General features: G+C 62.9%; 13 protein-coding genes. 7 read left to right on the forward strand and 6 right to left on the reverse strand.

Annotation, left to right across the window (positions count from 1 at the left end; all coding sequences use genetic code 11):
• Nucleotides 1-158: 158 nt before the first annotated feature.
• Nucleotides 159-1,571 carry a DOPA decarboxylase gene (locus tag PspTeo4_RS05415; RefSeq protein ID WP_322362714.1) on the forward strand — a complete coding sequence of 471 codons (1,413 nt, stop codon included), beginning with the start codon at nt 159-161 and terminating at the stop codon, nt 1,569-1,571.
• 35 nt (nt 1,572-1,606) lie between these two features.
• On the opposite strand, the gene PspTeo4_RS05420 is transcribed toward PspTeo4_RS05415, so the two are convergent.
• The gene (locus PspTeo4_RS05420; protein WP_322362715.1) at nt 1,607-2,980 is read right to left on the reverse strand and encodes an MFS transporter; all 1,374 of its coding nucleotides are present in this window, start codon (nt 2,978-2,980) and stop codon (nt 1,607-1,609) included.
• A gap of 512 nt (nt 2,981-3,492) precedes the next feature.
• On the opposite strand from PspTeo4_RS05420, the gene quiC reads away from it, so the two are divergent.
• Both quiC and PspTeo4_RS05430 read left to right on the forward strand, forming a co-directional pair.
• Complete coding sequence (gene quiC, locus PspTeo4_RS05425) at nt 3,493-5,400, forward strand: 3-dehydroshikimate dehydratase QuiC (protein ID WP_322362716.1); 1,908 nt, start codon at nt 3,493-3,495, stop codon at nt 5,398-5,400.
• Nucleotides 5,401-5,771: 371 nt separating this feature from the next.
• Nucleotides 5,772-6,443 carry a TetR/AcrR family transcriptional regulator gene (locus PspTeo4_RS05430; RefSeq protein WP_322362717.1) on the forward strand — a complete coding sequence of 224 codons (672 nt, stop codon included), beginning with the start codon at nt 5,772-5,774 and terminating at the stop codon, nt 6,441-6,443.
• Nucleotides 6,444-6,450: 7 nt separating this feature from the next.
• On the opposite strand, the gene PspTeo4_RS05435 is transcribed toward PspTeo4_RS05430, so the two are convergent.
• A complete protein-coding gene (locus tag PspTeo4_RS05435) occupies nt 6,451-7,458 on the reverse strand; it encodes a GlxA family transcriptional regulator (RefSeq protein ID WP_322362718.1) in 1,008 nt (335 codons plus the stop codon).
• 139 nt (nt 7,459-7,597) lie between these two features.
• On the opposite strand from PspTeo4_RS05435, the gene PspTeo4_RS05440 reads away from it, so the two are divergent.
• The gene (locus PspTeo4_RS05440) at nt 7,598-8,068 is read left to right on the forward strand and encodes an FAD/FMN-containing dehydrogenase (RefSeq protein ID WP_322362719.1); all 471 of its coding nucleotides are present in this window, start codon (nt 7,598-7,600) and stop codon (nt 8,066-8,068) included.
• Between the two features lie 54 nt (nt 8,069-8,122).
• Here the strand turns inward: PspTeo4_RS05440 and PspTeo4_RS05445 are convergent, their stop codons facing one another.
• Entirely contained in the window at nt 8,123-8,446 is a 324-nt protein-coding gene (locus tag PspTeo4_RS05445; RefSeq protein ID WP_322362720.1) for a hypothetical protein, read from the reverse strand.
• Between the two features lie 169 nt (nt 8,447-8,615).
• Here PspTeo4_RS05445 and PspTeo4_RS05450 point away from each other — a divergent pair, with 169 nt between their 5' ends.
• Together PspTeo4_RS05450 and PspTeo4_RS05455 are read left to right on the forward strand one after the other, a co-directional pair.
• A complete protein-coding gene (locus PspTeo4_RS05450; protein ID WP_322362721.1) occupies nt 8,616-9,110 on the forward strand; it encodes a GNAT family N-acetyltransferase in 495 nt (164 codons plus the stop codon).
• Between the two features lie 158 nt (nt 9,111-9,268).
• Complete coding sequence (locus PspTeo4_RS05455; RefSeq protein WP_322362722.1) at nt 9,269-11,356, forward strand: putative bifunctional diguanylate cyclase/phosphodiesterase; 2,088 nt, start codon at nt 9,269-9,271, stop codon at nt 11,354-11,356.
• Nucleotides 11,357-11,599: 243 nt separating this feature from the next.
• Here PspTeo4_RS05455 and PspTeo4_RS05460 read toward each other — a convergent pair whose 3' ends face one another.
• On the reverse strand, nt 11,600-12,424 hold the full coding sequence (locus PspTeo4_RS05460) for an aldo/keto reductase (RefSeq protein ID WP_322362723.1): 825 nt from the start codon (nt 12,422-12,424) through the stop codon (nt 11,600-11,602).
• 229 nt (nt 12,425-12,653) lie between these two features.
• Between PspTeo4_RS05460 and PspTeo4_RS05465 the strand changes: the two genes are divergently transcribed.
• Nucleotides 12,654-13,532 (forward strand): DMT family transporter, encoded by an 879-nt coding sequence (locus tag PspTeo4_RS05465; RefSeq protein WP_322362724.1) that lies wholly within the window; start codon nt 12,654-12,656, stop codon nt 13,530-13,532.
• 43 nt (nt 13,533-13,575) lie between these two features.
• Here PspTeo4_RS05465 and PspTeo4_RS05470 read toward each other — a convergent pair whose 3' ends face one another.
• Together PspTeo4_RS05470 and PspTeo4_RS05475 are read right to left on the reverse strand one after the other, a co-directional pair.
• Nucleotides 13,576-14,163, reverse strand: coding sequence for a hypothetical protein (locus tag PspTeo4_RS05470; protein ID WP_322362725.1), 588 nt, complete (start codon nt 14,161-14,163; stop codon nt 13,576-13,578).
• A 113-nt stretch (nt 14,164-14,276) separates the two neighbouring features.
• Entirely contained in the window at nt 14,277-15,185 is a 909-nt protein-coding gene (locus tag PspTeo4_RS05475) for a LysR family transcriptional regulator (protein WP_322362726.1), read from the reverse strand.
• Nucleotides 15,186-15,500: the final 315 nt, after the last annotated feature.

Genomic DNA, 15,500 nt, shown 5'->3' on the forward strand with positions numbered 1-15,500 from the left:
TAGACTGGGGGCATTGTGTTGCTAGTGCCGGCCCTTTCGCGGGCAAGCCCGCTCCCACAGGATCACCACACATCATGAGAGCTGTGTTGTACCTGTGGGAGCGGGCTTGCCCGCGAAGAGGCCGGTACTGGCGATAGACAACCCACAGGAGTGCGCACGTGACCCCCGAACAATTCCGCCAGTACGGCCACCAACTGATCGACCTGATCGCAGACTATCGCCAAGGCATCGCCGAGCGCCCGGTCATGGCACAGGTAGAGCCTGGCTACCTCAAGGCGTCGCTGCCCAGCGCCGCGCCCCAGCAAGCCGAGCCGTTCGAGGCGATTCTCGACGACGTCAACCAACTGGTCATGCCTGGCCTGTCGCACTGGCAGCACCCGAATTTCTACGGCTACTTCCCGTCCAACGGCACGCTGTCATCGGTACTGGGCGATTTCCTCAGCACTGGTCTGGGCGTCCTGGGCCTGTCATGGCAATCCAGCCCAGCACTGAGCGAGCTGGAAGAAACCACCCTGGATTGGCTGCGCCAGCTGTTGGGTCTGTCGGACCAATGGAGCGGGGTGATCCAGGACACCGCATCGACCAGTACCCTGGTGGCGTTGATCTGCGCCCGCGAACGGGCCACCGATTACGCCCTGGTCCGAGGCGGCCTGCAGGCCGAAGCGAAACCGCTGATCGTCTATGTCAGCGCCCACGCCCACAGCTCGGTGGACAAGGCCGCGCTGCTGGCAGGTTTCGGACGCGACAACATTCGCCTGATCGCCGTTGACGAGCAGTTCGCCATGCGCCCCGAGGCGCTGCGTGCGGCCATCGAGCAAGACCTGGCGGCCGGCAACCAGCCCTGCGCGGTCGTCGCTACCACCGGCACTACCGCCACCACCGCACTCGACCCGCTACGCCCGATCGGCGAGGTGGCCCAGGCGCACGGCCTGTGGCTGCACGTCGATTCGGCCATGGCCGGTTCGGCGATGATCCTCCCGGAATGCCGCTGGATGTGGGATGGCATCGAGCTGGCCGATTCGGTGGTGGTCAATGCCCACAAGTGGCTGGGCGTGGCCTTCGATTGTTCGATCTACTACGTGCGTGACCCGCAGCACCTGATCCGGGTAATGAGCACCAACCCCAGCTACCTGCAGTCGGCGGTGGATGGCGAAGTGAAGAATCTGCGCGACTGGGGCATTCCGCTTGGCCGCCGTTTCCGTGCCTTGAAGCTGTGGTTCATGCTGCGCAGCGAAGGGGTAGAAGCCCTGCAGCAACGTCTGCGTCGGGACCTGGACAATGCCCGCTGGCTGGCCGAGCAGGTGGAGGCAATGGCGGAGTGGGAGCTGTTGGCACCGGTGCAATTGCAGACGCTGTGCATCCGCCATCGGCCGGCAGGGTTGGAAGGTGAGGCGCTGGATGCCCATACCAGAAGCTGGGCTGAGCGGCTCAATGGTTCCGGGGATGCTTACGTGACACCTGCCACGCTGGATGGGCGCTGGATGGTGCGGGTATCGGTGGGGGCGCTGCCGACCGAGCGTGAGCATGTCGAGCAGTTGTGGGGGCGCTTGCAGGAAATCGTCAACGGCTGAAAAAGCTGGGGGCCGCTAAGCGGCCCCCTTGTGTATCAGTGACCTACTGCCTGAAAGCTGCCTTTGCGGCTGGCCTCGTAGGCTTCTTTTTCCATCGGTTTGGCCTGTGGGTTACCCAGGTCTTCCATGGCCAGGCGATGGGTCTCCGGTGCCAGGTAGGCGGCGAAGGCGCATACGCAGGTGATGAAGAACGCCAGCCCGCCGATCACCAGTGGGATGTTGTCCGAACCTGGTGGGGCAACGAAGGCGAACAGCGCAGGCAGCATGGCGGTGAGCATGGTGCCGATGTTCTGTGCGATGGCCATGGCCGACACACGGTAGCGGGTTTGGAACAGCTCTGGGTAGAAGCTTGGGAACACTGCGTTGTAGCCCTGGTACACCAGGCCCCACATCACGATCGAGGCGGCGAAGGCCAGCGGTACGTTCTGGATGCTGATCGCGTAGAGGTAGACGAAGGCCAGCAGACCCGAGCCCAGGCAACCGGTAATCATTGTCGGGCGGCGGCCGATCTTGTCCGACAGGTTACCCACGAACGGAATCACCAGCACCGCAACGATGTTGCCCACCACCGGAATCCACAGGTACACGCTCTTGTCGAAGCCGATGCCGTAGGCCGGTTGTACTGCGTAGGCCGCACCGAAGATGGTGGCCACCACCGGGATCACGTTCATCAGCGCCATGAACATCACCAGCACCATGTGCTTCCAGCTGTGACGGAACGCTTCGCTGATGGGCGACTTGGCGACTTTGTCCTGCTTCTCTTCTTTGACGAAGGCCGGGGTCTCATGCACTTCCTTACGGATGATGAAGCCTGCCACCAAGACAAATGCGCTCATCAGGAACGGAATACGCCAGCCCCAGTCGTTGAAGGCTTCGCTAGGCATGAAGTAGGCCAGTGGCAGGAATACCGCCGCCGCCATCACCTGGCCAGCCTGTACGCCCTGCAAGGTGTAGCTGGCGTAGTAGCCACGCCGGCCGAACGGTGCGTGCTCCATGATCATCGAGCTGGCACCGGAAATCTCGCCGGCCACGGCAAAGCCCTGCACCAGGCGCAGCAGCACCAGCAGCGCCGGAGCCAGCAGGCCGATGTCGTGGTAGGTGGGCAGCAGGCCCACGGCCATGGTCGACAGACCCATCAGGAACATGCACAGCAGCAGTACGTTCTTGCGACCGCGGGTGTCACCCCAGTGGCCGAGCACGAAGGCGCCGACCGGGCGGGCCAGGTAGCCGACACCGTAGGTGGCCAGCGAGGCGATGATGGCCATTTTCGGGTCGGTATTGGGGAAGAAGATCTGCGGGAAAATCAACGCCGCAGCCTGGGCGTAGATGAAAAAGTCGTAGTACTCGAGTGCCGAGCCGATCCATCCGCTGGCGGTCGCCTTTTTGGCTTGAGAGCTGGAGTGGGCCATCGTTGTCTCCGTTGTTCTTGTTGGTTACCGCACGGCTGGCAGCGTTCGCGAGGCGACGATGAGGCCAGAGGGTGCGATCGATATCGGGAGTAGGGGGCGTTGCTAAATGGCGAGCAATCGCAAACGGGGCGTGCGAAGGGAGAACGAGCGAGCAGGTGCGGATCGCAAGGCGACTGGAGTGTGCATAGGTCGGTACCCGGTTTATTGAACTTATTATGTGGTGACGCTGGGCGCTTCGGCGCAGGTTCCGTCGAGTGACCTTCTGGGCAGAATCGGGTCGTCGGTGTGCCTGCGTCTGGGGTTCATAGTTGCCCACGGGTTGGCATTTGATCAATTCGCCAAAACCGGTTTTGTTCGGTAATCGAACGCAAAACTAACCATTTCGTACAAACTGATTGCTGACAGGACTTTACCTGCGAATAATTGATCGTGCCAGAAACCTGTTCGGGGTTTCGGCATCGTCGTCCTCCGCGCAGGCCCCGCGCCGCGCTCCAATAACAAGGTACTCCAGCATGCAGCGTTCGATAGCCACCGTGTCCTTGAGCGGCACCCTGCCGGAAAAGCTCGAAGCCATCGCCGCCGCCGGTTTTGACGGCGTTGAGATCTTCGAGAACGATCTGCTCTATTACGCCGGTAGCCCCCGCGAAGTTCGGCAGATGTGCGCCGATTTAGGAATAGCCATCACGCTGTTCCAGCCTTTCCGTGATTTCGAAGGCTGCCGCCGTGACCGACTGCAGAAGAACATCGACCGGGCCGAGCGCAAATTCGACCTGATGCAAGAGCTGGGCACCGACCTGGTGCTGGTGTGCAGCAACGTCCAGGCCGATGCCCTGGGTGAAGAGCAGCTGCTGGTGGATGACCTGCGCCTGCTGGCCGAGCATGCTGGCAAGCGCGGCCTGCGCATCGGCTACGAAGCCCTGGCGTGGGGCCGCCATGTGAACACCTACCAGCAGGTCTGGAACCTGGTGCGTCAGGCCGACCACCCGGCGCTGGGCGTGATCCTCGACAGCTTCCACACCCTGTCGCTCAAGGGCGACCCGGCGGCGATTCGCGATATTCCTGGCGACAAGATCTTCTTCGTGCAGATGGCCGATGCGCCGATCCTGGCCATGGATGTGCTGGAGTGGAGCCGCCATTTCCGCTGCTTCCCGGGGCAGGGCGAAATGGACCTGGCGGGCTTCCTTGCACCGATTCTGGCCACCGGCTATCGCGGCCCCTTGTCGCTGGAGATTTTCAACGACGGTTTCCGCGCAGCGCCACCCCGGCAGAATGCCGCCGATGGCCTGCGTTCGCTGCTGTACCTCGAAGAACAGACTCGCCTGCGCCTGGAGCAAGAGGCCACGCCCATCGAACCAGGCGTGCTGTTCGCGCCGCCAGCGGCCAGCGCCTACGACGGTGTGGAGTTCCTTGAGTTCGCGGTGGACGAGGCCGTCGGTGCGCGCCTGGGCGGCTGGCTCAAGCGCCTGGGCTTCGCCGAGGCTGGTCAGCACCGCAGCAAGGACGTGCGCCTGCTGCGCCAGGGCGATATCAACATCGTGCTGAACGCCGAGCCGTACTCGTTCGGCCACAACTTCTTCGAGGCCCATGGCCCATCGCTGTGCGCCACGGCACTGCGGGTCAAGGACCAGCAGGCGGCGCTGCAGCGAGCCACGGACTTCCGCGGCCAACCGTTCCGCGGCCTGGTCGGCCCTAACGAATGCGAAGTGCCGGCAGTGCGCGCGCCGGATGGCAGCCTGATCTACCTGGTGGAGCAGGGGCGTGAAGGTCGTTCGCTTTACGACACCGACTTCTCCCTGGACCCCAACGCCACCGCCAGCGGTGGCCTGCGCCGCATCGACCACATGGCCTTGGCCCTGCCGGCCGAGTCGCTGGACAGCTGGGTGCTGTTCTACAAGAGCCTGTTCGATTTCGCCGCCGATGACGAAGTGGTGTTGCCCGACCCCTATGGCCTGGTAAAGAGCCGCGCCCTGCGCAGCCAGTGCGGTAACTTGCGTCTGCCGCTGAACATTTCGGAAAACCGCAACACTGCCATCGCCCATGCGCTGTCCAGCTATCGTGGCTCGGGTGTGCACCACATCGCCTTCGATTGTGATGACATCTTCCGCGAAGTAGCCAGGGCCAAGGAGGCTGGCGTGCCACTGCTGGAGATTCCGCTGAACTACTACGACGACCTGGCGGCGCGCTTCGATTTCGATGACGAGTTCCTCAGCGAGCTGGCGTACTACAACGTGCTGTACGACCGCGATGCCCAGGGCGGCGAGCTGTTCCACGTCTATACCGAGGCATTCGAGGAGCGCTTCTTCTTCGAAATCATCCAGCGCAAGGGCGGCTATGCCGGTTATGGCGCGGCCAACGTCGCGGTGCGTCTGGCGGCGATGGCCAAGCGACGCAGCGGCGCGGCGCGCAAGCCGGTGTTGTAAGCGAGGCGGGAGCAGGCTTTAGGGTTTGTAGGGCTTGTGAGATCGAGCGCCGCCCGCGCGGCGCATCGCGAGCAAGGCTCGCTCCTACGTTTGTTTACGGCCAATAACACCTGTGAGAGGCGCGCGCGACCGCCTTGTGTGTACGACTCGATATCAAGCCATGCGCCAAGGCGTTCGCGCGCAAATTTCACAGGCATAACTGGCCCGAAACAAACGTAGGAGCGAGCCTTGCTCGCGATGCGCCGCGCGGGCGGCGCTCGATCTCACAGGCACCACAACCCCCGCGACGCTACCCGACCAACAGCGTGCTTCCCTGTATCGCCGAGGTCACGGATAATCCCCTCATTCCAATAAACAGCCTGTGAGTGGGTATGAGTGATTCCGTAGTCAGCCTCGGCCAGCCTGAGATCGAAGGGGTGCGCAAAACGCGCAAGAACAACCCCGAGAAAACGCGCGAGGACATCCTCCAGGCCGCGATCAACGAATTCGTCCAGCAAGGGCTGGCTGGCGCACGGGTCGATGCCATCGCCGAGCGTACGGCCACCTCCAAACGCATGATCTACTACTACTTCGGCAGCAAGGAGCAGCTGTACGTCGAGTGTCTGATCAAGCTCTACGGTGACATCCGCAAGACCGAACAAAGCCTGGACCTGGAATCGCTGCCGGTGGAGCAGGCGATCCAGCGCCTGGCCGAGTTCACTTTCGACCACCACGACCGCAACGTCGATTTCGTGCGCATGGTCTGCACCGAGAACATCCACTACGGCGAGTATGTCAAGAAGACCCCGGTCATCCGCGAGATGAGCAGCCTGGTGCTGCAGGCGCTTAGCCGGACCTTGCAGCGTGGCGTGGAAGAGGGCGTGTTCCGCCCCGGCATCGAAGTCATCGACCTGCACATGCTGATGAGCTCGTTCTGCTTCTACCGCGTGTCGAACCGCCATACCTTCGGCGACATCTTCCAGATCGACTTCTCCGACGACAGCGTCAAGCAGCGCCACAAGGCGATGATCTGCGACGTAGTGATGCGCTACATCCGCGCCTGATCGCCGGTCATTCCCCCAGCCGTTGCTCGCGCGACGGCGGGTAGCCGAAGTAGGCGGCATAGCACTTGCTGAAGTGCGACACCGAGACGAAACCGCAGGCCACCGCCACCTCCATCACCGACAGGTCGGAGTATTGCAGCAGGCGGCGGCTCTTGGTGATGCGCAGCTCCATGTAATAGCGCCGGGGCGAGGTGCCCAACTGTGCCTGGAACAGCCGGTCGATCTGCCGCCGCGAGCGCCCGCTGTAGGTGGCCAACTGATCGAGGCTGAGGGTTTCTTCCAGGTTGTTTTCCATCAGCTCGACGATAGTGCGCAGGTGCAGGCTCATGGACTTCTTCGCCCCCGGCCCGACCTGGCGGTAGCGGGCCCCCGAGAACGACAGAATTTCCTCGACGCCTTCGGCCAGGGCGTCCCCATACAGCCTGCGCACCAGGCCGAGCATCAGTTCCATTGCGCCATTGGGGCTGGCGGCGCTGAGACGGTCGCGGTCGAGGGTGAAGCTGGCGGGGGTGATGCGCGTTTGCGGGCTGCGCTCGGACAGGCTGGCGCGTTGCTCGGGGTGAATGCTGCAGCCATAGTCGTCGAGCACCCCGGCACGGCCGAGGAACCAGGCGCCGTTCCACAGGCCGCCCAAGGCCATGCCATGGGCGGCGCAGTCGTCCAGCATACGGTCGAGCTCGGGGTACTTCAGGGGGGTGCGCAGGCCGCCGCACACCAGCAGCAGATCCAGGCCCTTGAGCTCTTCGGCAGCCAGCTTGGTGGCCACCAGTTCCAGGCCCAGGTCGCTCAGTACGCGGTCGCCACTGAGCGACAGCGGGGTGAAACTGAAGCTGTCCGCGCGCAACAGGTTGGCCGTGACCAGGACATCCATGGCCACGGTGAAGCTGGCCATGGAGAAGTGCTCGAGCAGGACGAAGTCGACCCGGTAGGGCGCCTGTGCGCTCTCGCCGGCGGATTTGAGCCGCAGCATGTTGCTGGTGCTGGTCTTCTTGCTGAACTGACGTGGCGTGGGCACTCTGAACTCCGCTTCCTGGCTGGTTCGCAGAGTGTGGCGGCAGCCCGAGCGAAAGACAATCTCCGGGGTGCCGGTGTCGTATTCGAGGTCGCGTTGAGGCAACTGGGCTATGCTGGCGTACCTGATACGGAGACCCCCGATGAAATACGCTGTCGCATTGCTGCTGAGTCTGTTGCCGTTCATGGCCAACGCGTTGCAAACGGGCGAAACGCTGGCGCCCTGGACGTTGCTCGATCAGTACGACCAGGTCGGCAGTCTGGAGGCCAGTACCCGCATTCTGCTGGTTGCCCGTGACATGGACGGCGCCAAGCTGGTCAAAGCGGCGCTCGCCGACCAGCCCAAGGGCTACCTCGAAGCCCGCGGTGCATTGTTCGTTGCCGATATTCAGCGCATGCCGGCCATCATCAGCAAGCTGTTCGCCGTTCCCGCCATGCGTGACTACAGCTACCGGGTGATGCTGGACCGTGAAGGGCGGGTGGTCAGCCATTATCCGGCTGAAGATGGCAAGGTGTTGTGGTTGCAGCTGGAGCGGGGCGCGTTGGTGCGCCAGCAGCTGTTCGACGATGCGCAGGCGCTCAAGGCTGCACTGGAGCAGGCGCCACACCGCTGACCGGAGTCGCTGAGGGCATCAGCTGTCCTTGTGGCGCTGATGCCCTGTAGGGCGTTATGGAATGTAGAACTTGATGGCACCGTCCAGCTTGTTGACCATCAGGCTGCCTTCGAACTCGATGTGCTTGAGCACGTCGGCTTCCTCGAGTTTGCTTTTGATCTGATTGCGAATGTCGTGTTTTGCTTCACGGGCCTTGTCATCGATTGAGGTCGACGTCAGCTTCACTTCGCCAAGCAGCGTGGTCTCGATGTCTCCGGTCGTTTTCCAGCCCATGTCGTTTCGCAGGATGCGGCGGGCTTTATCCGCCGAAGCCACGTGCTGTTCCCTGGCCGTGTCGAGGGGGCGGACGGTGTAGGTGAGTTGAAATTTGTGACTCATGGTATTTCCTTTTCTGTGGATACTGGCCTCCATGCCGGGTTTTGCAATCTAACCGCCAGGTAGCAAAACTGAAACCAACGTGGTGTTCAGTCCATTTCGGTCGACGTAGGAATGCACCCACAGCACCCTTCGTTACGCGTTAAACTTTCTGCTTTTTAGAGCCTGCCCCATGCTGCCCATCGAACTGCTGGAAACCACGCCGGACCAGGCCGAACTGCTGCGCAATCTGTATCAGTTCTATGCCTATGAGTCTTCTGACTGGGAGCAGGAAGACGTCGAGGTGGACGGGCGCTTCTATATCCACGAAGAGCACCTGCAACGCTACTGGCACTCCCCCGGCTGGGGCGCAAGCCTGGTATTGGTGGACGGTTTCATCGCCGGTTTCGTGCTGGTCGAGCGCAGTGAAGTGCCCGGGATCGATGCCCTGGAACTGGCCGACCTGTTCATTCTGAAAAAATATCGCCGCCAGGGTGTTGCCCGGGCAGTCGCGCAGCAGTTCCTGTGCCGCCCTGGTGACTGGCTACTGCGCTGCCATGCTCAAGACCCCCAGGCCGTGGCGTTCTGCAGGGCGCTGGCAGACACCTTGCCGCGTCCGGTGCAACTGATTGACCTGGACGATGATCCGGATCTGCTCAACTTCTGGGTAACGTCTGCCCGGCACTGACTGCAGCGCCATGTAACGTGCAAGCACGTTGCAGCAAAATTTTGTGACCTACTTCACAAAAATCATGCAATTGGCATAATGCCATCACCCCTTCACAAGACGTGGCCGTTCTCGAAGCCGGCTGCCTATCGTGCCCCTCGCAGGTTCAGGTAAATCTCATGTCGCTAGTCGCAAGTTCCGACATTATGTACCGGCTGTTGATCCAGAGCGTGGTGGATTACGCCATCTACCTGCTTACCCCCGATGGGGTCGTCGCCAACTGGAACCCCGGAGCCCAGCGGGCCAAGGGCTATATTGCCGACGAGATTGTCGGCCAGCACTACTCGCTGTTCTACAAGGACAGCGAACGTAGTGCCGGTTTGCCCGAGCAGAACCTCGAACAGGCGCGGCGCACGGGGCGTTTCGAGGAAGTCGGTGTGCGCCTGCGCAAGGACGGCACGGCCTTTCACGCCCATGTGGTGATCGATGCGGTGTACGACGATAACGGCCAACTGGTGGGCTTTGCCAAGGTGACCCGCGACATCACCGAGCGTCGTCAGCAGGAGCTGGAACTGCTCAAGGCCAAAGAGCTGGCCGAACAGTACAGCCAGGAGATGACCAACCTGTCGCAGTTCCTCGACTCGGTCATTTCCAACATTCCCGCCAGCGTCATCGTCCAGGATCTGGAAAGCCAGCGTATCCTGCTGGCCAACCAGCAGGCCGAGCGCCTGTTTGGTGGTCGTGATGCGAGCATGATCGGTCAGTTGCCGGGTGAGTGCCTGACCCCAGTCGCCGCCGAGTACCTGGAACAGCAGCTCAGTCGCGGCGCCCGCAGTGCCAAGGGCTTTGCCGCCGAAACCCGGGTCGACACCGCTTGTGGCCCGCGCACCCTGCGCAGCCGTTCGCTGCTCTGCCAGAACCGCGAGGGCCAGGCCGACTATGTGCTGTTCGTGGCTGAAGACGCCACCGAGGAACTGGCCGCCCACGCGCAGATTCACCATATGGCCCACCATGACGCGCTCACCGGGTTGCCAAACCGCACCTTGTTCCACGAGCGCCTCAAGCAGGCGCTGGTGCGTGGCGACGACAACAGCAAGCTGACCGCCGCCCTGTGTCTGGACCTGGACAACTTCAAGAACATCAATGACTCGCTTGGCCATGCCTTCGGCGACAAATTGCTGCGGGCCTTGGGCAAGCGCCTGCGTCGTGAACTACGTGAGCACGACACCTTGGCCCGTCTGGGCGGCGATGAATTTGCCGTGGTCCTGACTGGCCTGGAAAGTCGCGACGGTGCCTGTCACACCGCCCAGCGCCTGATCGATGCGATCAGCCCGCCGTTCCAGATCGAAGGCCACCAGTTCTCAGTGGGGGTCAGCATCGGCGTGGCAATTGCCCCGGAAGACAGCGACCAAGCCGAACAGCTGCTCGGCTATTCCGACATGGCCTTGTACGAAGCCAAGCGCAACGGGCGCAATCGCTACGAGTGCTTCAGCGTTGAAATGGATGTAGCAGCACGCCAGCGCCGCCTGGTCGAGACCGACCTGCGCACGGCGTTGCACCTGGGGCAGTTGCACCTGCACTACCAGCCGGTGGTCGACCAGCAGACCAGCAATATCACCGGCTACGAAGCGCTGCTGCGCTGGGAGCACCCGACCCGGGGCATGGTCATGCCCATGGACTTCATCCCCATCGCCGAGGAAACCGGGTTGATTCACGAGCTCGGCACCCGTGCGCTGAACCTGGCGTGCCAGGAGGCAGCCAGCTGGGAAAGCGAGCAGACAGTGTCGGTCAACCTGTCGCCGGTGCAGTTCAAGAATGCCAACCTGGTCCAGACCGTGGCCCTGGCGCTGGCCGACTCGGGTTTATCGCCCCAGCGTCTGGAGCTGGAAATCACCGAGTCGGTGCTTTTGGGCAACAGTGACGAGAACGTGCGTACCCTGCGGGCGCTGAAGGACCTGGGGGTATCGATTTCCCTGGACGATTTCGGCACCGGTTATTCGTCGTTGGGCTATCTGCGTTCGTTCCCGTTCGACCGCATCAAGATCGACAAGTCCTTCGTCCATGACATGTGCGAAAGCCGCGAGGCGATGTCGATCATCCGGGCCATTACCGAGCTGTCCAACAGCCTGATGATCAAGACCACCGCCGAAGGTGTGGAGTCGGAAGAGCAGATGCGCCGCTTGGCGGCCGAGGGGTGTTCGCACTTCCAGGGTTACCTTTACGGCCGCCCCGCGCCGGCGAGCGAGCGCTTGAAGCAGGTGGGCTGAAGGTTGGCGCGCCGCTTACGTTGAGGGGGCAATTGTCTTGTATTGCCGCTACTGGCCTCATCGCCGGCAAGCCGGCTCCCACAGGTAGTGCGCTGGTCTCAAGGCCGGCGCGGTCCATGTGGGAGCAACTGTCTTGAGTTGCCTGTACCGGCCCTATCGCCGGCAAGCCGGCTCCCACAGGTAGTGCGGTGTTCTCAAGGCCGGTGCGGTCCATTTGGGAGCCGGCTTGCCGGCGATGAGGTTTCAGCTATTCCACAGCGGAGCGAAATCAGGGCTGACCACCCGCTGATCTTTCGGCAACGATGCGATCAAGGCACGGTCCTGATCATCCAGGCGCACGTCCAGTGCCGCCAGGTTGGCCAGCTGGTTCTCGCGGCTGCTGGCCTTGGGAATCACCGCCACGCCATCCTGGTCCAGCAGCCACTTCAGTGCGACCTGGCTCGGCAGCACGCCATGCTTGGCGGCGATATCGCGAATGGCCTGTTGTTCAGCTGCTCGCCCTCGGGCCAGCGGTGTGTAGGCAGTCAGCAGCAGGTCGTGCTGGCGCGCATAGTCGAGCAGCGGCTGCTGGCCGAGCAGCACGTGGTATTCCACCTGGATCGCCGACAGCGGCGCCCCCAGTTCCTCGATCACCTGGCGCAGCAGCCCTAGCGGGAAGTTGGCAACGCCGATGCTGCGTGCCTTGCCCTCATCGCGCAGGGCGACCAGGGTGTCGATGCTGCGGGCCAGGTCCATGCCCTTGGCGGGCCAGTGGATATGAAACAGGTCGACCTGCTCGGTGCCCAGAACACGCAGGCTGTCTTCCAGCGATTGGCGCATGGCCTTGGGTTCGAGCTTGTCCCACCACACCTTGGTAGTCAGGTGGATGGCCTCACGCGGCACGTCGCTCTCGCGCAGGGCCTGGCCGACGGCGGCTTCGTTGTCGTAAGCGGTGGCGGTGTCGATGTGGCGATAACCCAACTCCAGGGCCTGACGGACCGCCGTGGTGCATTCGGCGCCGGTCATCGGCCAGGTGCCCAGGCCGATGCAGGGCAGGTCCAGGCCGTTGCGGGTGGTGAGCCTATGCATGAGAACTCCTTGTAGGGGGAAAGGAACGGGCATTGATGGTGCGCGTCTCACACACCGCGGGCCATGTGCCCAAGGCAAAAAGTGGTCGATCAGCGAACGGAATCCACAACGCTTCGAAAGTGAAGGGCAATTGATCTTCCTTAAGTTGTCGTATCTCTTCTAGAATTCGTGCTGTCGCACCTGCCTTCACCCTGGCGCAACATTCAGCTGCGCCGCCATCGAGAACGCCATGAGTTCCAGCACACCGCTGTCCGGAGTCAACCAACCACTACGCGGCATCGCCCTGGTGGTGGTGGCGACGTTTCTGTTTGCCAGCCACGATGCCCTGTCCAAGTTTCTCGGTGGTATTTACCCGATCATCATGGTGGTCTGGGCACGTTATGTGGTGCACACCTTGCTGATGGCCGGGATCTTCCTGCCCAAGTCCGGCCTCAACGTGCTGCGCACCCGGCGTCCGGTGCTGCAGACGCTGCGCGCGCTGAGCCTGCTCAGCACCAGCCTGCTGTTCACCACTGGCCTGCAATACCTGCCGCTGGCCGAGGCGACTGCGGTCAACTTCCTCGCGCCGGTGCTGGTCACGGCGTTGTCGGCGCCGCTGCTCAAGGAGCGGGTAACGACAGGGCAGTGGGTGGCGGTGGTGCTGGGGTTCATCGGCGTACTGGTGGTGGTGCACCCGGGTGGCGCGATGTTCACCCCCGCGATTCTGTACCCCTTCGGCTCGGCGTTGGGCTTTTGCTTCTACCAGCTGCTGACGCGCATCCTCGCGGCCCATGACAGCCCGACCACCAGCAATTTCTACGCGGGGTTGTGCAACACCTTGGTGATGACGGCGCTGGTGCCATTCTTCTGGGAGCTGCCGCGTTGGGATCATGCATTGCTGATGCTGGCGCTGGGCGGCTTCGGCATGAGCGCGCATTTGCTGCTGACCCAGGCGTTCCGCCATGCGGCCCCGGCGCTGCTGGCACCGTTCAGCTACTGCCAGATCGTGTTCGCCGGGTTGTTGGGGTTGCTGATCTACCGGCAAGTGCCGGACAGTGCCAGCCTGCTCGGGATTGCCATCATCTGCCTGAGCGGTTTGGGGGCGGCGTGGATGCAGCGCAGGAAGTGAATGCCTGCAGGGCCCTATCGCCGGCTTGCCGGCGATGAGGGCTTCACGCACGGCCACCCAGCAAGGTGCTCAACGACGCGTCGAAATCGCGCAGGGCATCAGCCTGCACCGCCTGTTCATCCTCGGCAACCCGCGCCACATCGCCAAGCGCCTTGTGCGCCCGGCCTTCGGCCCGGCCGATATAGGTCAACTGGTCATCGAAGAAACGTGCCACAACCCGGCTTTCGATATCTGCGCTGGCTAGCCGGCTTTCGCTGTCCAGCAGCACGATGATGTCCGGATGATCGGCCAGCAATGTGTCCAGATCATCGTAGAACGTGACTTCGGCAAACTGCTGAGCCAGCGATTTGGCCAACCAGTCGTAGGCTTGGCTGCCGCTGTTCAGGGAGGCGACCGGAATACTGCGGTTCTGCGCGGGCGCGGCGTGCTCGTTGCGATGGCGTTGCAGGTAGTCGAGCGTCGAGCTGCTATCGCGCCCCAGCAACACCGCGACGTGTTGCCCTGGTGCCAGCGCCACGCTGGAAATGGCGGTGGCGGAATAGAAGTGCCCGTAAGGCAGGGCGTCCTGGTTGGCCGCCGGTGCCGCGCAGCCGCCGAGGGCTGCGAACAGGGCAAGCAGGGCTGCGATCATGCCGGTTTTCATTGGGGAGGCCTCGTCAATGAGTCAATGCCGCCATCTTCCGCCTGCTCCGCCAAAGGCGGAACTCGATGGTATTCATGGTGGCTATCGACGAGGTCGATGAATCAGCCTGGGTCGGCCATGAACTGCATAATCCGCTCGCGCAGCCAGCGCTCGGCCGGGTCGTTGTCCTGGGCGCCACTCCAGACCATCGACAGCTCCGCCTCGGTGACCTCGAATGGCGCGGGGTCGGCACGCAGGCTGCCATCGTCGGCCAGGGCACAGGCGGCGTAGTCCGGCACCGTGGCGATCAGTTCGGTATTGCGCAACAAGGCGCGCAGGCTGCCGAACTGCGGCACCGCCAATACCACCTTGCGGCAGCGGCCGATGCGGGCCAGGTCCAGGTCGATGTTGCCGCTCATGTCGCCCGAGAACGACACCATCACATGGGGGCGGGCGCAGTATTCGTCCAGGGTCAGCGGGCCGGGGCGGTCGTCGGCGCGCAGCACCCGCACGCCGATGTCGCGCAGCTTGCGGCGCTTGGCCGTGGCCGGCAGGTCGGTGGTGTAGCTCACACCCACGGAAATCTCGCCGCTGGCCAGCAACGCCGGCATCAGCAGGAAGTTGGCCCGGCGCACCACCACGCTGATCTCGGGGGCTTCTTCGCGCAGGGCCTGAAGCAGGAGGGGGAACAGGCCAAACTCGGCGTCGTCCGACAGGCCCAGGCGAAACACGTTGCAGCTGTTGGCCGGGTCGAATTCCCGCGCCCGGCTGATCGCGGCGGAAATCACGTCCATGGCCGGACCCAGTTCGGCAAAAATCTGCATCGCCCGCGGCGTCGGCTCCATGGCCCGGCCGTTGCGGATCAGCAGCGGGTCGTCGAACAGTTCGCGCAGGCGGGCGAGGGCGGCGCTGACGGTGGACTGGGTAATGAACAGCTTTTCGCCCACGCGAGTCAGGTTACGTTCGATCATCAGGGCTTCGAACAGCACTAGCAGGTTCATGTCGACGCGGCGTAGGTCGTTGCGGTTCATGGGCTTGGGCTCTTTGTGGGGGGATGTATTGAAGCACGGTAACGGCCCGTGTGCCTTGTATGAATGTGCCAGGGCTGTCAGCAGGAAAAGGCATACGCTGACGCTATCACCTCGCAATAGTCACTCTATTAGAAGTCTGCCCAAGCTCGACTAGTCTTGTCCCTGGCCCCGCGAATTGTGCGTGCGGGCGGCGTGTCAGCACCTGCGTGCAAGATCGCGCCGCAGCGCCGTGGCAGGTTCGCAAGCCCCGCGTCGGCACGAGACCGACCCGACCTGATGAGGGTAGGCATGAGCCCCTGTGCTCAGCTGAAAGAA

The organism is Pseudomonas sp. Teo4 (assembly GCF_034387475.1).
In the GTDB taxonomy this organism is placed as follows: Bacteria; Pseudomonadota; Gammaproteobacteria; order Pseudomonadales; family Pseudomonadaceae; genus Aquipseudomonas.

Coding starts and splice junctions, on each gene's coding strand:
- PspTeo4_RS05440 (WP_322362719.1), top strand. CDS start 7,598: ATGAAATACGCTGTCGCATTGCTGCTGAGTCTGTTGCCGTTCATGGCC.
- quiC (WP_322362716.1), top strand. CDS start 3,493: ATGCAGCGTTCGATAGCCACCGTGTCCTTGAGCGGCACCCTGCCGGAA.
- PspTeo4_RS05470 (WP_322362725.1), bottom strand. CDS start 14,163: ATGATCGCAGCCCTGCTTGCCCTGTTCGCAGCCCTCGGCGGCTGCGCG.
- PspTeo4_RS05455 (WP_322362722.1), top strand. CDS start 9,269: ATGTCGCTAGTCGCAAGTTCCGACATTATGTACCGGCTGTTGATCCAG.
- PspTeo4_RS05450 (WP_322362721.1), top strand. CDS start 8,616: ATGCTGCCCATCGAACTGCTGGAAACCACGCCGGACCAGGCCGAACTG.
- PspTeo4_RS05430 (WP_322362717.1), top strand. CDS start 5,772: ATGAGTGATTCCGTAGTCAGCCTCGGCCAGCCTGAGATCGAAGGGGTG.
- PspTeo4_RS05460 (WP_322362723.1), bottom strand. CDS start 12,424: ATGCATAGGCTCACCACCCGCAACGGCCTGGACCTGCCCTGCATCGGC.
- PspTeo4_RS05420 (WP_322362715.1), bottom strand. CDS start 2,980: ATGGCCCACTCCAGCTCTCAAGCCAAAAAGGCGACCGCCAGCGGATGG.
- PspTeo4_RS05475 (WP_322362726.1), bottom strand. CDS start 15,185: ATGAACCGCAACGACCTACGCCGCGTCGACATGAACCTGCTAGTGCTG.
- PspTeo4_RS05465 (WP_322362724.1), top strand. CDS start 12,654: ATGAGTTCCAGCACACCGCTGTCCGGAGTCAACCAACCACTACGCGGC.
- PspTeo4_RS05445 (WP_322362720.1), bottom strand. CDS start 8,446: ATGAGTCACAAATTTCAACTCACCTACACCGTCCGCCCCCTCGACACG.